The sequence below is a fragment of the Corallococcus exercitus genome (assembly GCF_042231735.1).
In the GTDB taxonomy this organism is placed as follows: domain Bacteria; phylum Myxococcota; class Myxococcia; order Myxococcales; family Myxococcaceae; genus Corallococcus; species Corallococcus exercitus_B.
Window position 1 is genome coordinate 1821414 of sequence record NZ_CP102577.1, and the last position, 15089, is coordinate 1836502.

Genomic DNA, 15089 nt, shown 5'->3' on the forward strand with positions numbered 1-15089 from the left:
GTCCCCAGGCGCGCTGGCCGCCGGGCCCGGTTCAACGTCGAGGAGACATCCAAAGGAATCCCTCAACGGCGCGAAGCCGGTGAAATTCAAACCCCTCGCGTGGAATCTCCAGACATGAAAGACAATCGCCGGCCGGGTGTGGGTGCATCCCGGCCGGCAATCACAAATCAAGAAAACGGAAATTCCATGCGGGAGGCCTACTGCGCCTGGCTGATGGGCGTGGCCACCATCAGCGCGTTGTTGTCCTCACGGACCTCCAGCAGCGCGTTCGGCGCGTCGACGAGGGCCCCCAGGTAGAGCAGCTGTCCGGTCATGGCCGCCGGGGGCCGGGCCACGAAGCCCTGCACCGGCAGCGTGGTGCACTGGCCCACGGCCAGCGAGGACACCATGACGCCGCCCACGGGGCTCTGGACCTGGGTGTACGGAGGCTGGCCCTGGCCCGGCGTGTAGAGGGACGTCTCCGTGGAGAGGACCAGGTCCAGCGGTACGGAGCCGCCGTACATGGACGCGTTGCCCTCGTTGCAGACCTGTACCTGCGCGGTGAAGTAGCTGTACTGCGGCATGCCCGTGGGCGCCGCCACCGAGCGCACCACCAGGTCCGGGCCATGGGCCACGGCGATCCGCGACGTCACGCGGGTGTTGTTGTCCTCGCGCAGCTCCATCAGCTGGTTGGAGGGATCCACCCGGGCTCCCAGGAAGCGGAGCGTGCCGGGGTCCGCGCTGGGCGCGAGGGTCGCGGGGCCGCTCACGGGCGTCGTCACGCACTGTCCCGGGGCGAGCGGAGGGATGGACGCGCCCCCGACGAGGGACTCCGCATACGGCGGAGGCGGGAACGACGTGGACAGCGTCTCCTCCTGGGACAGGACGCCCACCACCTGCGAGGGCCCCGCTGGCTCGGTCCCCTCGTTGCAGACCGAGACGTTGAGGGTGAGGGGACCGCCGGGGATGGCGCTGTCGGGGCCGGTGACGCCCGTCACCATCAGGTCCGGGCCATGGCCCACGGTGATGGGGCCGGCGACGCGCGGGTTGTTGTCCTCGCGCACCTCCACCTGCTGCTGGTTCACGTCCGCCAGGGCCGCCAGGTACAGCGGCTGCAGCGGCATGGCCTCCGGCGGGGGGACGGCGTACACCGTCTTCGGGTACAGCGCGCAGGCGCCCGGCGGGAGCGACGACACCTCCACCGTGCCCACCTGCACCTGGGACGACGGCGGCGGGGTCTGGGAGGGCGGCACCACCGTGGCCGTGGTGGACAGGAAGAGGCCCACCGTCGACTGCGGCGCGAGCTGGTCGCCTTCGTTGCAGACCTTCACGTCCGTCCAGAACGAGCTGCCGGGCTTGATGCTCGGGGGCGGCTTCAGCGTGTGCACGACGAGGTCCGGGCCGGACCCCAGGCCGATGCGGGACAGGGCGGACACGTTGTTGTCCTCGCGCAGCTCCAGGAGCGACACCCGCGGATCCACGATGGCGCCCACGTACAGCGTCGGGTTCGGCATGGGCGTCCCGGGCGGCACGCCAGCGCCGCCGTTCACCAGGCGGGTGACGCACTCGCGCGGCTCCAGCGGTGGCACCTGGGCCATGCCCATCATCAGGGCGGACATGGACGGCGGGCCCGCCGGGATGCTCAGCGAGGGCTCATTCGTGATGTACACCTCCACGGGCACGTCGGAGGACCGCACCGTGCCCACGTTGCAGACCTTCGCGGACACCGCGAACGGCCCATAGGGAGGCGCGTGGGTGGGGGCCTCCAGCGAGGCGACGATCAGATCGGGCCGCGTCCCCACGCCCACGAGCGTGTCCGCGCGGGTGTTGTTGTCCTCCCGCAGCTCCATCAGCTGGTTCGGCAGGTCCACGATGGCGCCCAGGTACAGGGGCTGCTCCGGGGTGCCCGAGAACGGGCGGTTGGCGGGGCCCTGCGCCGTGCCGGTGGTGCACTGGCCGCTCGCCAGCGGGGGGACGCTGAAGTTCCCCACCGGCGTCTCCGTGATGGGGCGGGGGCCCGGCCCCGGCGCCGCCAGCGAAGGCACCGACGAGAGGAGCACCATCACGTCGGCCTGGATGGAGGCCGCGATGCCCGTGTTGCACACCGTCACCTTCGCCTGGAGCGGGTCTCCCTGCCGCACGCTCGCGGGCCCCGTCACGGCGCGGACGGTCAGGTCCGGCCCGTTGCCCACGCCCACCCGGCCCTGCATGAACGTGTTGTTGTCCTCGCGCAGCTCCGCCACGCTCTTCCCTCCGTCCGCGAGGGCGCCCAGGTACAGCGGCGTGGTCGGCGTCGAGGCGGGAGGCGGCACGCCGTAGCCGTTGACCGGAACCGTGCGGCACTGGCCCACCGCCAGGCTGCTCACGGGCGCGCTGCCCAGCAGGGACTGCGTGGTGGGGGGCGGGCCGGACTGCGGCGGTACCGTCAACCCGTCCACCGTGGAGAGGTACAGCTGCACGGTGCCGCCGGGGCCGGACTCCGTGCCCACGTTGCACACCGTCGCGGAGGCGCTGAAGGTCTGCCCCAGCGCCAGGCTGGGCGGCGCGTCCACCCGGGTGACCACCAGGTCCAGCCGGTTGCCCACGCCCATCAGGCCCTTCACGAAGCCGTTGTTGGTCTCATCCGACTCCGGCACCACCTGCTGCGTGTCGATGCTGGCCCCCAGGTAGTAGGCGCCGCTGCCCGTGAAGCCCCCGGGAGGGGTGACCTGGATGTTCAGCGAACGGGGGAGGCACTGGCCCGGGTACACGGTGCCCACGGTCGTCTGACCCTGGATGAGCTGGCCGGCGGGCTGCGGCCCCGTCCCCGTCCAGGGCACCTGCGTGGGCGTGGTGGACAGGTACACCTGGAGCATCGTGGTGGAGTACACGGGCTGGTCGCCGGTGTTGCAGACCTTCACGGTGACGGGGACGGACTGTCCCGGCTTCGCGCTGCCCGGGGCCTGCAGCTCCGTGATGCGCAGGTCCGGCCCGGGCACGAGCGCGCCGGCCTGCTGCTGGAGCGCGGGCGCTTCCTCCTGCACGGAGCCGTCCGTGCAACCGGTGAGCGCGAGCGCCCCCGTGATGAAGAGACACGAATGCCGCCATGGCGGCGTACGCCGAGACATACGGACTCCTGGGGTGGGGTGAGAAGGAGACGATACAGGCCCGGTGTGACATCCACCGGGCCCGCACCTCTCTTCTAGGAGCGGAACCCTGGCAGGGAAAACATGTATCAGCCCCTCCCCAACAGACTCTGTCTTGAGTCCGCCCCTGGGGCCCGGTGATTCACTCCACCTCCACGCGTCCGTTCGCGACCAGCCACCGCGTGGTGGTGCACGCGCGGGCGAAGGGCGCGTCGTGGGTGACGAGCAGCAGCGCGCCCGGGTAGTCGCGCAGCGCCGCCTCCAGCCGCTCGATGGACGGCAGGTCCAGGTGGTTGGTGGGCTCGTCCAGCACCAGGGCCCAGGCGTGCTGGCCCAGGCCGCGCGCGATGGCCAGCTTGCGCGCCTCGCCCGGCGACGGCTGTCCGGACGCGAGCAGCCGGTGCGGGTCCACGCCCAGCGCGGCCACCAGGGACATCACCCGGCCGCGCTCCTCCGGAGGCAGCTCCCGCACCGCGTGCAGCATGGCGCGCGTCTCCTCCTCGCCCAGGTCCTGCGGCAGGTACAGGAGCTTCTCGCGGGGCACGCGGGGCTGCTCCAGCAGGGCCTTCAGGAGCGTCGTCTTGCCGGCGCCGTTGGGGCCCTCGATGCGGATGCGCGCCTCGCGGTCCACATCCAGGCGCGTGGGGCCCAGCACCTCCACGTCGCCGGCCTTCAGGCCCGGCGTGTCGAACGTGAAGAGGAACGGGTTGGGGGAGCGCACGTAGTCCACGAACACGGAGCGGCCCACCGTCTTGTCCACGGTGAAGGTGCCCACCGCGGCCTCGGCGCGCTCCAGCTCCCGGCGCTTCACGGTGACCTGGTGGCCCAGCCGGGACTCGGCCCAGCTCGCGAGTGTGGAGGGGCCCAGGCCGCGCGCGTCGCTGTCGTACTTGTTGCGCATCCGCCGGCTGGTGCTGCGCGACAGGGTGGCGCCCTGGTGCTCGCGCCGGGCCCGGTCCAACAGCTGCGCGGCCCGGTCCCGCTCCGCCTTGGACTGCTGGTGGGCGGCGACCTCGGACTCGCGCTCCGCCTCCCAGTGGCCCTTCGCGGCGGAGTAGGCGCCGGGGTACAGGTGCGCCTCGCCGCCGTGCACGCGCAGCGTGGCCTGGGTGAGCGTCTCCAGCAGCTCCCGGTCGTGGGACACGACGACGCCCACGCCCCGGAAGCGGCGCAGCGCGGCCACCAGCCACGTACGTGCCTCCGCGTCCAGGTGGTTGGTGGGCTCATCCAGCAGCAGCACGTCCGGCTCGCGGGCGAGCGCCGCGCCCACCTGCCAGCGCTTGCGCTCTCCCGGGGACAGCGTGGACCAGCGCTCCAGCGCGGTGACGTCCAGGCCCAGCTGGCCCTGGAGCCTGCGCGCCAGCGCGTCCCAGGCGTCCGCGAACGCGGTGATGTCGGGCGTGAGCACCTCCACGCCCTGCGGACACAGGCACACGAGCGGCGACTCCGGCTCGAACTGGAGCTGCCCCGACGTGGGCGTCAGCTCCCCGGACAACAGGCGCAGGAGGGTGGACTTGCCGGCGCCGTTGGGGCCGACGAGGCCCGTCCAGCCTGGAGCGAGGTGGAACTCCACGTCGGTGAGGACGGGAACGGCATCGGTAAAGGAAAAGCAGACGCGGTGCGCGCGCACGGAGGAGGACGAGGGCATGGTGAAGCGACTCCTGAAACCGGAAGCCAGCGCACACGCCCGTCAGGGCCGCGTGGCGGCGGGGTACAGCCAGGGACCGGGGTTTCAGGCGTACAGCTTCAAGGGGCAGCGAACCTCGTTCAGGGGAAGACCTCTGACATCTCCCCGCGTGGACAGCCGGTGCGACAGGTGGAGCATGCGGCGCGGCCCGGGCGGAAGCAAGGCCCGGCGCGCGCCGTGACACGGGCACCGACGGGACAACGTCGGTGCCCTGACAACGATTCCCCCGAAAGGGAGGCGGGCTACTCGTCCGACGGCGGCGGCTGCACCCGGCGGGTGGCCGGGAGGGTGGCGTTCGCGGCGGCGTTGCGGGCCAGGGCCTGGGCGCTCATCGCGGCGGCGGACGGCGCGCGGGCGGGGAGCCGGGGCGCTTCCGGCGCGGCGGCCGGGGCCTCGTTGGCGAAGACCTCCTTGAGCATGGCGATGGAGCCCAGCGCGGTGGTGGCCTCGTAGGGGACGAACATCTTGTTGTCGCCCTTGCCCAGCTCCTGGAGGGTCTCCAGGTAGCGCAGCGCGAGCACCTCCGGCGTGGCGCGGCCGGTGTGGATGGCCTCGAAGGTGAGGCGGGTGGCCTCGGCCTTGCCCTCGGCCTCCAGCATGACGGCGCGCTTGTGGCCCTCCGCGCGGGCGATCTCCGCGTCGCGCTCGGCCTCCGCGCGCAGGATGCGGGAGATCTTCTCGCCTTCCGCCTGGAGGATGGCGGCGGCCTTGTCGCCCTCCGCCTTGGTGACCTCCGCGCGGCGCTCGCGCTCGGCGGTCATCTGCTTGGCCATGGCGGACTTGATGGCCTGGGGCGGCTCAATCTCGCGCAGCTCCACGCGCGTCACCTTCACGCCCCACTTCTCCGTGGCCTCGTCCAGCACCATGCGCAGCTTGGTGTTGACCGTCTCGCGGCTGGTGAGCGTCTGATCCAGCGTGAGGCCGCCCATGACGTTGCGCAGGTTCGTCATGGTGAGCTGCTCGATGGCGAGCGCCAGGTTCTCCACCTGGTAGAGCGCCCGGCTGGGGTCGACGATCTGGTAGTAGATGACCGAGCCGACCTCCATGTTGACGTTGTCATGGGTGATGACCTGGACGGTCTCGAAGCCCATGACCTGCTCGCGCAGGTCCACCAGCGTGTTGCGCGTGAAGCGGTTGCCGGCGCGCATCTCCATGGCGCGCGGGCTGTCCATGAAGGGGATGAGGATGTTGAGGCCGCTGGAGGCCACGCGGTGGAACTTCCCCAGCCGCTCCACGACCATCACCTTGGCCTGGGGAACGATGCGCACCCCGGTGACCATCGCGAACACGACGGCGGCGGCCAGGAACAGCAGAACAATGGTCAGTCCCATCCTACGTTCTCCTTCTTCTGCCGCGCCGGTTGCAGCGCGACTTCGTGGGACGCCGACGGGCGTCGCACCCACAACTTGAGGCCTTCAATCTGCTCCACGGTGACGCGCTCGCCCTCGGGCAGGGGCCCGGACAGGGAGCGGGCCATCCACAGCTCGCCGTTGATGCGCACGATGCCCCCGTGCCCCTCCGCCAGCGCCTCCGTCACCACGGCCTCCTGGCCGAGCATCGCCTCCGCGCCCGTCTTCAAGTGCACGGCGTCCCGCATGAAAACGCTCTTGAAGAGGGTGCGGGACGCGCCGAACAGGGCGGCGGACACCAGGGTGAAGACGAAGAGCTGGCTGTTGAGGCCCAGGCCCGCCCCGGCCATCAGGGACGCCATCAGCGCGCCCACGGCGAACCAGAGCGTCACGAAGCCGGAGAGCTTGATCTCCATCGCCCCCAGGACGATCGCGGCAATCAACCAGAGCTGCCAGGCGGTGGGGTCCATGGGGTCCTTGTTTGGCAGCCGCTTCGGCCGCCTGTCAAACCGGCCGGCCGGGCATCCGGAATCAATCCGGAAGGAGGGTGGGTTCCGGGCAGGGCCCTAAGGGGGCCAGAGCCAGGGGAAAAGCCGATGCCATACCTGTCCATCCGTGGTGCTCGACTGTACTACGAGGACACCGGGGGGAGCGGAGAGCCGATCCTCTTCAGCCACGGGCTGCTCTGGGACTCCCGCCTGTTCCACCGGCAGGTGGAGGCCCTGAGGGGCCACTACCGCTGCATCGTGTACGACCACCGGGGCCAGGGACTGAGCGAGGCCCCGCCTGGTGACTCGGTCATCGACCTGCGCACGGTGTACGAGGACGCGGTGGCGGTCATCCAGGCTCTCGGCCTGGCGCCCTGTCACTTCGTGGGCCAGTCCATGGGGGGCTTCGTGGGCCTGCGGGTGGCCGCGCGGCACCCGGAGCTCTTGCGCTCGCTGTCGCTGCTGGACTCGTCCGCCGCGGCGGAGCTGCCGCTGACGCTGGCGCGCTACCGGCTGCTGACGACGCTCACGCACTGGCTGGGGTTGAGGCCGGTGGTGGACCGGATCATGTCGCTCTACTTCGGGCGCACGTTCATGCGCGATCCGGAGCGGGCCGCGGAGCGGGCGTTGTTGCGCCGGCAGCTGGTGGCGAACCCGCGCGCGGTGTGGCGCGCGATGCAGGGGGTCATCCACCGCCACAGCGTGGAGGGGGAGCTGCACCGCATCGTGACGCCCACGCTGGTGCTGGTGGGGGACGAGGACGCGGTGACGGTGCCGGAGGTGGCGGAGCGGCTGCACCAGCGCATCCGGGGCGCGCGGCTCAAGCGGCTGCCCTGCGGCGGGCACATGTGCATCCTGGAACAGCCCCAGGCGGTCAACGTCGCGCTGGGAGACTTCCTGGAGGAGGTGGAGCGCACCTCGCTCCAGGAAGAGGTGCTGGCGGTGGGTTAGCCCCGGGCCTCGGGCTCGCGGCAGACGGCCTCGGACGCGTCCGCATCGGCCTGCGAGGACTGCACGGAGGCCTGCGGCTCGGACGGGGCGACCGGCGAGGCGCCAACGCAGACGCCGTAGTCACCGCAGGTGATGATGTGGCCGGCCTCCAGACAGAGGGTGGCGCACTGCTGCGTTTCACACCAGGCGTTGGTGCAGTCCGGCGGCCGCGCGCTGGCGGACAGCGGCGTGAGGAGGAGGGCGGGGGCCAGGAGCAGGGAGCGGCGGAGCAGGTTCATGATGGACCTCGGGAGCGAGTAGCACCACTGCGGCTCGAAGGCGGTCCGGACACAGGGACCGCCGGGCGCATGTTCTCCTGGAACCCAATGACAGATCAAAACCTCATTCCTGGAGTCGGTGAAGACACCGCTCCAGGAATGAGTGACCGCGATGGGTGATCAGCCCTGGACCTGCTCGACGGGAGCGCGGCAGACGAGCTCCGCGTCATCGGTCTCGAGCTGGGCGGGCGCGGGCTGCACGGAGGACTGCGGCTCGGACGGCTTCGCCATCAGGCCGTTGCAGTAGCCGGCCTCTCCGCACGTGATGATGCTCCTGTCGAAGTCCCAGCACGGGGTGTTGCACTCCGTCTGGCCGGTGCACTTGTATTCACAGTACGGGTAATAGGGAGCCGCCGCGCTGGCGGACAGCGGCGCGAGGAGCAGGGCGGGGATCAGGAGCAGGGAGCGGCGGAGCAGGTTCATGACGTCTCTCGGGTTGGAGTGGCACCACTGCGGCTCAAAGGCTGTCCGGACGACGAGGACAGCCCGGCGCATGCTCGCCCGGAATCCAATGACTGATCAAACCCCAATCCTGGAGTCGGTGGGGACACCGCTCCACGCGGCGATCCGAATGAATGACAACTCAAGTCCGTGGCGCTGGGAGGACGTGTTTGTCTTCACTCCGCGCAGCTGGAACAACCCATGAAGTCGCCCTCTCGCTGAACGTCGATCCAATCTAGCGCCTGAACGCCCGCTCAGTATCTTGATCCGGCGTGAGCTACGCCGAGCTGGTGTGCCGGTCCCACTTCTCCTTCCTGCACGGCGCCTCCCACCCGGAGGAGCTGGTGGCCACCGCGGCGCGGCTGGGGCTGTCCGCGCTGGCGCTGACGGATCGGGACGGGCTCTACGGGGTCGTGAAGGCGCACCTCGCGGCGAAGGAGCACGGCGTGAAGCTGCTCCTGGGCGCCGAGCTGACGCTGGAGGACGGCCCCCCGGTGGTCGTGTACGCGAAGGACGCGGGCGGGTACGCCAACCTGTGCCGGCTGGTGTCCCACGGCCGGATGACACACCCCAAGGGTGAGGCGGGCCTGCCCTGGCGCAAGGTGGCGGAGCACGCGTCGGGGCTGCTCGCGCTGTTGCCGGGCCCCGCGCCGCTGGAGGCGGTGGCCCCGCTGGCGGAGGCGTTTCCCGGCGGCTTCCACGTGGGCCTGAGCCGTTCCCTGTCGGCGGGGGACGCGGCGCGGGAGGCGCGAGCGGAGGCCCTGGCCCGCGCGCTGGGCGTGCCGCTGGTGGTGCACAACGACGTGCACACGCACCACCGGGACCGGCAGCCCTTGCAGGACGTGCTCACGTCCATCCGCCACGGGGTGCCGGTGGATCAGGCGGGCACGCGGCTGTTCCCGAACGCGGAGCGGACGCTGAAGTCCCCCGGGGACATGGCGCGGCTGTTCGCGGACCGGCCGGAGGCGCTGGCGCGCACGGTGGAGCTGGCGTCGCGCTGCGAGGCCACCCTGGACGCGCTGCACTACCGCTTCCCGGAGGAGGACCTGCCGGAAGGACGCACGGCGGACGAACACCTGCGGGTGCTCACGGAGGCGGGCCTGCGCACGCGCTATCCGGGGGGCGTGCCGCCGGAGGTGACGAAGCAGATCGACCACGAGCTGCGGCTCATCGCGGCGCTGGACTTCGCGGGGTACTTCCTGTCGCTCTGGGACATCGTGATGTTCGCGCGGGGGCGGGGCATCCTGTGCCAGGGGCGGGGCAGCGCGGCGAACTCGGCGGTCTGCTACGCGCTGGGCATCACCGCCATTGATCCGGTGCGCATGGGGCTCTTGTTCGAGCGCTTCCTCAGCATGGAGCGCAAGGAGCCGCCGGACATCGACGTGGACTTCGAGCACGAGCGGCGCGAGGAGGTGCTCCAGTACGTCTACGAGAAGCACGGCCGGCGCCACGCGGGCATGGTGTGCGAGGTCATCTGCTACCGGGGGCGGCTCGCGCTGCGCGAGGCGGGCAAGACGCTGGGGTTGTCGTTGGATCAGGTGGACCGGCTGTCGCGGGTCGCGTCATCGCACGGCTTCCAGGTGACGCCGGACGTGCTCCAGGAGGCGGGGCTGTCCCCGACGGACGGGCGCGTGCTGCGGACGCTGTCGGTGGCGAAGGAGCTGGAGGGCGTGCCCCGGCACCTGTCCATCCACGTGGGCGGCTTCGTGATGACGCGCGAGCCGCTGGTGGACCTGGTGCCGGTGGAGAACGCGGCGATGCCCGGGCGCACGGTCATCCAGTGGGAGAAGGACGACATCAACGCGGTGGGGCTCCTGAAGGTGGACCTGCTGGCGCTGGGCATGTTGACGGCGCTGTCGCGGTGCTTCGCGTTGATCCACCAGCACTACGGCCGCGAGCTGTCCCTGGCCACGGTGCCGCCGGAGGACCCCAGGGTCTACGACATGCTGTGCGAGGCGGACACGGTGGGCGTGTTCCAGATCGAGAGCCGCGCGCAGATGAACATGCTGCCCCGGCTGCGGCCCCGGGAGTTCTACGACCTGGTGGTGCAGATCGCCCTCATCCGGCCGGGGCCCATCGTGGGCAACATGGTGCACCCCTACCTGCGCCGGCGGCACGGCCAGGAGCCGGTGACGTACCCGAGCGAGGACGTGCGCGGCATCCTCCAGAAGACGCTGGGCGTCCCGCTCTTCCAGGAGCAGGCGATGCGGCTCGCGATGGTGGCGGCGGGCTTCAGCGCGGGGGAGGCGGACGGCCTGCGGCGGGCGCTGAGCCACAAGCATGCGGAGGAGCGGATCCTCCCGTACCGGGGCCGCTTCGTGGAGGGCTGCGAGGCGCGTGGCTACTCGCGCAAGCAGGCGGAGGAGTGGTTCGACCACTTCCGGGGGTTCGCGCACTACGGCTTCCCGGAGAGCCACTCCGCGAGCTTCGCGTTGATTGCCTATGCGTCCAGCTGGCTGAAGTGCCACTACCCGGCGGCCTTCACCGCGGCGCTGCTCAACTCGCAGCCCATGGGCTTCTACGCGCCGCACACGCTGGTGGCGGACGTGCAGCGGCACGGCGTGGAGGTGCGGCCGGTGGACGTGCGCCGCTCGAACTGGGACTGCACCCTGGAGGACGGGGCGGTGCGGCTGGGCTTGCGGATGGTGCGGGGGCTGGGCGAGTCCTCGGGCCGGGCGGTGGAGGCCGCGAGGCGGGGGGACTACGCGAGCGTGGGAGACCTGGCGCGGCGGGCGCGCATCCCCCGGCATGAGCTGACGCGGCTGGCGCTGTCGGGCGCGCTGGCGTCGCTGTGTGGGGCGCGGAGGCAGGCGCTGTGGGAGATCCAGGCGCTGGGGCCGCTGGACGCGGACGACCTGTTCTTCGGCATGCCCATGGACGGCACGGCGGTGGAATTGCCACCCATGGGCGTCCAGGAGCGGGTGGTGGCGGACTACGACACGGTGGGGCTGTCGCTGGAGAAGCACCCGCTGGAGCTCTTGCGGCCCACGTTGAAGCGGATGGGGGCGGTGACGGCGGAGGGGTTGAAGCGGGTGTCGGCGGGGCGGCGGGTGAAGGTGGGGGGGATGATGATCTGCCGGCAGATGCCGCCCACGGCGAAGGGGATCTGCTTCATCTCGCTGGAGGACGAGACGGGGATCGCGAACCTGGTGGTGCCTTCGGAGGTGTACGCGCGGTGCAGGCAGGAGATCCACGGCGCGCTGTTCCTCGTGGGGGAGGGGATGCTGGAGCGCTCGGGGAAGGTGACGAACGTGAAGACGCGCAGCGTGGTGTCCGTGCGTCAGTGAAGCGGAGGAACACGGCGCTACATCTGCACGTCTGTTCCCGTGAGCCGCTGTTAGGGTGACGGGGAGACCCGGGGGGGCATGGAACAACCCGTATTGCTGGCGATATAGGTTGCGTCCGTCCGGAGTGTAGTAGCGTGGATCAGAACGGGAGGGTTCTCCAAGTGCGCAACAGTCTTCGGTGGTTGGGGTCGCTGCTCGATCGCGTTGGCCTGACGGAAGTGGTGGAGGAGGCAAGCGATTGGGTGCGGTACTACGCGCAGGGGAAGCCGCCCGTGAGCGAGCCCGCGCCGACCCGTGTCTCCCGCCCGGTGCACTCCGAGCCTCCGCGCGCGTCCGTGCACGAGGTGGTGGAGTCCCTGCGCAACGCGATGCCGGAGCGGCAGGTGGACGCGACGGTGGTGGAGATCCCCTTCGAGGGCCGCATGGAGCTGGCGCAGGCGGCCCGCCGCAAGACGGCGCCCAAGGCGAAGAAGGCCGCGGGCAAGAAGAGCGCGGCGGCGAAGAAGGCCCCGGCCGCGAAGAAGGCGGCGCCCGCGAGGAAGAAGAGCGCGGCGAAGAAGGCGCCCGCCGCGAAGAAGGCGGCCGCGTCCGGAGCCGCGAGCGAGGACGCGGTGTCGGTGCTGGAGAGTGCGCTGCGCAGCCACGCGCGTCAGAAGGACCTGGTCTCCGCCGGCAAGGAGAAGGACCAGCTCCTGCGCTCGCTGATCCCGCTCTACCTGGCGAAGGCGCTGGACGTGGAGGTGACGTCCGGAACGACGTCGCGCTTCTGGAGCGGGCTGGGCGTGACGTACGCCGCCCCCAACGCCGCCAAGGCCCTGCGCCTGCACGCCGGCTACGCCCAGGACACCAAGAAGGGCAAGGCCATCACCGCCAAGGGCATCCGCTACGTGGAAGACGCCCTCGCGCAGGCCGCGAAGTAAAGCCTGCCGGGCCAGATGCCGCGTCGTCGCTGTCTGCCCAAGCGCGGCATCACCACTCGGCCTGAAGCACAGTCCTCAATCCCTCGCGGAACGTGAGCCAGGGACGGGCAGGTTGTCCGTCCTGCGGTACGTGGCGACCACGGAGTACTTCGTGTCCTTCGTGTGGTTCCGGCTCGCCGCGTGGAACAGCCGCGCGTGGAAGAGCAGCACGTCCCCGGGGGACAGCCTCACGTACTGCGCACCCGCCATGAGCGCCGCGTTCTCCGGCAGCTCCGGCCGCAGGAACAGCTTCGCGTCGTAGCGCTCCGGCGCGAACTGCATCCGGTGCGTGCCGGGCAATACCTTGAGACCGCCGTTCTCCGGCGTCTCCGTGCCCAGCGCCAACCAGGTGGAGATCAGCTCCGGCCGCGTGAAGGCCCAATACCTCACGTCCTGGTGCCAGCCCGTGTCCGACGAGAAGCGCGGCTGCTTCGTCATCACGCAGTTGTGATGCGCCCGCGCCTGCACCACCGGCCCGTCCAGCAGCTGCCCCAGCGCCTCCACCATCCGCGCGTCGTCGAACCACGCCGCGAACAGGGCAGAGCGCCCGTGGGCCCTCAACAACCGCCGCACCGTCCGGCCGCCTTCGTCCGTCAGGCTCGCCGGAGCGCCCGGATAGGCCACGTCGGCCTCGTACTCCACCGGGCCGTCACCGGACGCGAGCTGCTCCTGGATGACGGCCCGCATCCGCTCACACGTCCCGCTGTCCACGAAGGATGGCAGGACGAGGTACCCATCGGTGGCGAAGCGCTGGCTCTGCTCGGGACTCAGGACGGACATGGCGCCCGCTTCTTAACGGGGGCGCCCGCCGCGTGCACCTGTCGCGATGCTCAGCCCAGCAGCCGCGAATCATCCAGGTCGATCTCATCCTGGATGAGGTCCACGCCGTTCTGCCGGAACCGGCGCGCCGCGGCGCGGCTGCGCGGCCCGTGCCCGTGCTCCAGGCACCACTGCGCGTGCTCGCTCAGGAGCGCCAGCTCCAGCGTGCGCCCCAGCGTCAGGGAGAAGCGCCGCGCCCCGGCCTCCATCGTGGTGGGGTTCGCCATCGCGCCGGACACCCAGGCCCGCGCGTGCTCCATCGCGTCGTGCGCCGTCTGCACGCACGGCCGCAGGCCCGCGTCCGTCACCTTCGACAGCCGGCCCTCCACCTCGTGGAAGAACGCCTCCAGCGTGCCTTCCTTCGCCAGCGCGCGCAGCGAGTCCAGCGACAGCACGTTCGTCGTGCCCTCCCAGATGGACAGCACCTGCGCGTCCGCCTGGATGCGCGGCAGGCCCGTGTCCTCCACGTAGCCCGCACCGCCGAAGGACTCCGTCGCCTCCGACGTGATGTGCACCACCTGCCGGCCCGTCGTCAGCTTCGCCAGCGGCGTCACCAGCCGCTGCAGCAGCTGCTCCTGCTCCGTCGCCGTGCGCGTCTCCAGCTTGCCCAGCAGCTCCACCCCGCGGAACGCCAGCAGGAAGCCCGCCTGGAACTCCGCCTCCAGCCCCGCCAGCGTGTCCACGTGCAGCGGCTTCTCCGACAGCGGCGCGCCGAACTGCACCCGGCGCTTCGCATAGTCGTGCGCCAGCGCCATCGCTCGGCGCATGGCCCACGTCGCGCCCACCGCGTTCCAGGTGCGCGTCACGTTCAGCATCATCGCCATGTTGCGGATGCCGTCCGTCAGCCCCGCCACCGGCACCGCCAGCGTCCCGTCCAGCGTCAGCTCCGCCGTGGGCACCTTGCGCGTCCCGAACTTGTCCTTCAGCCGGTTGATCTGGATGTTGTTGAGCCGGCCCTGTGCGTCCCGCGTCTCCACGAAGAAGAGCGCCAGGCCCTTGCCGCCGGGGCCGTTGCCCGTGGGCCGCGCCAGCGTCAGCGCCATCTGCGCCGTCGTCGCGGACGTGAACCACTTCGTGCCGTACAGCCGCCAGCCCTCCGCGGACTGCCGCGCCTCCGTCAGCGTGAGCCCCACGTCCGAGCCGCCCGTGCGCTCCGTCATCCACTGGCCCGACGTCCAGAACGTCGCAGGGTCGCGCGACGTCAGGTGGGGCAGGGCGTGGTCGATGAGGGCCTGGTTGCCCAAGGACAGCAGCGACCGCGCCGCGCCGTCCGTCATCGCCAGCGGACACGAATAGACATCCAGCGACGGCTGCACCAGGTAGTTCAGCGCGAACTGGTGCACGCGGCTGAGCGCGCCGTGCTTCTGCTCATAGGCCACCGCGACCAGGCCCTTCCTCGCGGTCAGCGCCTCCGCCTCCTTCCACAGCGGCGTCACCTCGATGTGGTCGATGCGCTTCCCCCACGGATCCCACTGCGTGAGGACGGGCTCGTTCAGCCGGTCGCGCTGCTGGAACTCGTAGAAGTACTTGCCTCCCAGCTCCCCCAGCTCGCGGAAGTCGTCCTGGAGCGAGCGGAGCATGTCCTCCGGAAGGGTGCGGGCGAGGTAGCCCTGCAGGAACGCGTCGTCGTCGTACTGATTGCCAAGAACGGGGGGCGCCTGGAAGAAGCTCATGCCCCGAAGTTAAC

At 70.9% G+C, this 15089-nt stretch carries 11 protein-coding genes; 3 read left to right on the forward strand and 8 right to left on the reverse strand.

Annotated features, from left to right (window positions below):
• Nucleotides 1-197: 197 nt before the first annotated feature.
• From NR792_RS06880 to NR792_RS06895, 4 genes are all read right to left on the reverse strand, one after another.
• Nucleotides 198-3086 (reverse strand): CARDB domain-containing protein, encoded by a 2889-nt coding sequence (locus NR792_RS06880; RefSeq protein ID WP_375759263.1) that lies wholly within the window; start codon nt 3084-3086, stop codon nt 198-200.
• 160 nt (nt 3087-3246) lie between these two features.
• Nucleotides 3247-4752 carry an ATP-binding cassette domain-containing protein gene (locus NR792_RS06885; protein WP_375759264.1) on the reverse strand — a complete coding sequence of 502 codons (1506 nt, stop codon included), beginning with the start codon at nt 4750-4752 and terminating at the stop codon, nt 3247-3249.
• 281 nt (nt 4753-5033) lie between these two features.
• A complete protein-coding gene (locus NR792_RS06890) occupies nt 5034-6122 on the reverse strand; it encodes an SPFH domain-containing protein (protein ID WP_375759265.1) in 1089 nt (362 codons plus the stop codon).
• Nucleotides 6113-6610 carry an NfeD family protein gene (locus NR792_RS06895; RefSeq protein ID WP_375759266.1) on the reverse strand — a complete coding sequence of 166 codons (498 nt, stop codon included), beginning with the start codon at nt 6608-6610 and terminating at the stop codon, nt 6113-6115. The genes NR792_RS06890 and NR792_RS06895 overlap by 10 nt, the downstream gene beginning before the upstream one ends.
• A gap of 126 nt (nt 6611-6736) precedes the next feature.
• Here NR792_RS06895 and NR792_RS06900 point away from each other — a divergent pair, with 126 nt between their 5' ends.
• Nucleotides 6737-7579, forward strand: coding sequence for an alpha/beta fold hydrolase (locus tag NR792_RS06900; RefSeq protein WP_375759267.1), 843 nt, complete (start codon nt 6737-6739; stop codon nt 7577-7579).
• Here NR792_RS06900 and NR792_RS06905 read toward each other — a convergent pair.
• Both NR792_RS06905 and NR792_RS06910 read right to left on the reverse strand, forming a co-directional pair.
• Nucleotides 7576-7857: a hypothetical protein gene (locus tag NR792_RS06905; RefSeq protein ID WP_375759268.1), complete on the reverse strand. Its 282-nt coding sequence runs from the start codon at nt 7855-7857 to the stop codon at nt 7576-7578. The two genes, NR792_RS06900 and NR792_RS06905, sit on opposite strands and share 4 nt — an antisense overlap.
• Nucleotides 7858-8016: 159 nt before the next feature.
• The gene (locus tag NR792_RS06910; protein WP_375759269.1) at nt 8017-8319 is read right to left on the reverse strand and encodes a hypothetical protein; all 303 of its coding nucleotides are present in this window, start codon (nt 8317-8319) and stop codon (nt 8017-8019) included.
• A gap of 290 nt (nt 8320-8609) precedes the next feature.
• On the opposite strand from NR792_RS06910, the gene NR792_RS06915 reads away from it, so the two are divergent.
• Complete coding sequence (locus tag NR792_RS06915; RefSeq protein ID WP_375759270.1) at nt 8610-11624, forward strand: error-prone DNA polymerase; 3015 nt, start codon at nt 8610-8612, stop codon at nt 11622-11624.
• A gap of 161 nt (nt 11625-11785) precedes the next feature.
• Nucleotides 11786-12544 (forward strand): hypothetical protein, encoded by a 759-nt coding sequence (locus NR792_RS06920; RefSeq protein ID WP_375759271.1) that lies wholly within the window; start codon nt 11786-11788, stop codon nt 12542-12544.
• 75 nt (nt 12545-12619) lie between these two features.
• On the opposite strand, the gene NR792_RS06925 is transcribed toward NR792_RS06920, so the two are convergent.
• Nucleotides 12620-13363, reverse strand: coding sequence for a phytanoyl-CoA dioxygenase family protein (locus tag NR792_RS06925; protein ID WP_375759272.1), 744 nt, complete (start codon nt 13361-13363; stop codon nt 12620-12622).
• A gap of 50 nt (nt 13364-13413) precedes the next feature.
• Nucleotides 13414-15075, reverse strand: a complete 1662-nt coding sequence (locus NR792_RS06930; RefSeq protein WP_375759273.1) for an acyl-CoA dehydrogenase family protein — start codon at nt 15073-15075, stop codon at nt 13414-13416.
• Nucleotides 15076-15089: the final 14 nt, after the last annotated feature.

What these genes read in the sequence shown, in the direction of transcription:
- NR792_RS06890 (WP_375759265.1), bottom strand. Translation starts at nt 6,122, where the DNA reads ATGGGACTGACCATTGTTCTGCTGTTCCTGGCCGCCGCCGTCGTGTTC.
- NR792_RS06930 (WP_375759273.1), bottom strand. Translation starts at nt 15,075, where the DNA reads ATGAGCTTCTTCCAGGCGCCCCCCGTTCTTGGCAATCAGTACGACGAC.
- NR792_RS06925 (WP_375759272.1), bottom strand. Translation starts at nt 13,363, where the DNA reads ATGTCCGTCCTGAGTCCCGAGCAGAGCCAGCGCTTCGCCACCGATGGG.
- NR792_RS06885 (WP_375759264.1), bottom strand. Translation starts at nt 4,752, where the DNA reads ATGCCCTCGTCCTCCTCCGTGCGCGCGCACCGCGTCTGCTTTTCCTTT.
- NR792_RS06910 (WP_375759269.1), bottom strand. Translation starts at nt 8,319, where the DNA reads ATGAACCTGCTCCGCCGCTCCCTGCTCCTGATCCCCGCCCTGCTCCTC.
- NR792_RS06900 (WP_375759267.1), top strand. Translation starts at nt 6,737, where the DNA reads ATGCCATACCTGTCCATCCGTGGTGCTCGACTGTACTACGAGGACACC.
- NR792_RS06880 (WP_375759263.1), bottom strand. Translation starts at nt 3,086, where the DNA reads ATGTCTCGGCGTACGCCGCCATGGCGGCATTCGTGTCTCTTCATCACG.
- NR792_RS06895 (WP_375759266.1), bottom strand. Translation starts at nt 6,610, where the DNA reads ATGGACCCCACCGCCTGGCAGCTCTGGTTGATTGCCGCGATCGTCCTG.
- NR792_RS06905 (WP_375759268.1), bottom strand. Translation starts at nt 7,857, where the DNA reads ATGAACCTGCTCCGCCGCTCCCTGCTCCTGGCCCCCGCCCTCCTCCTC.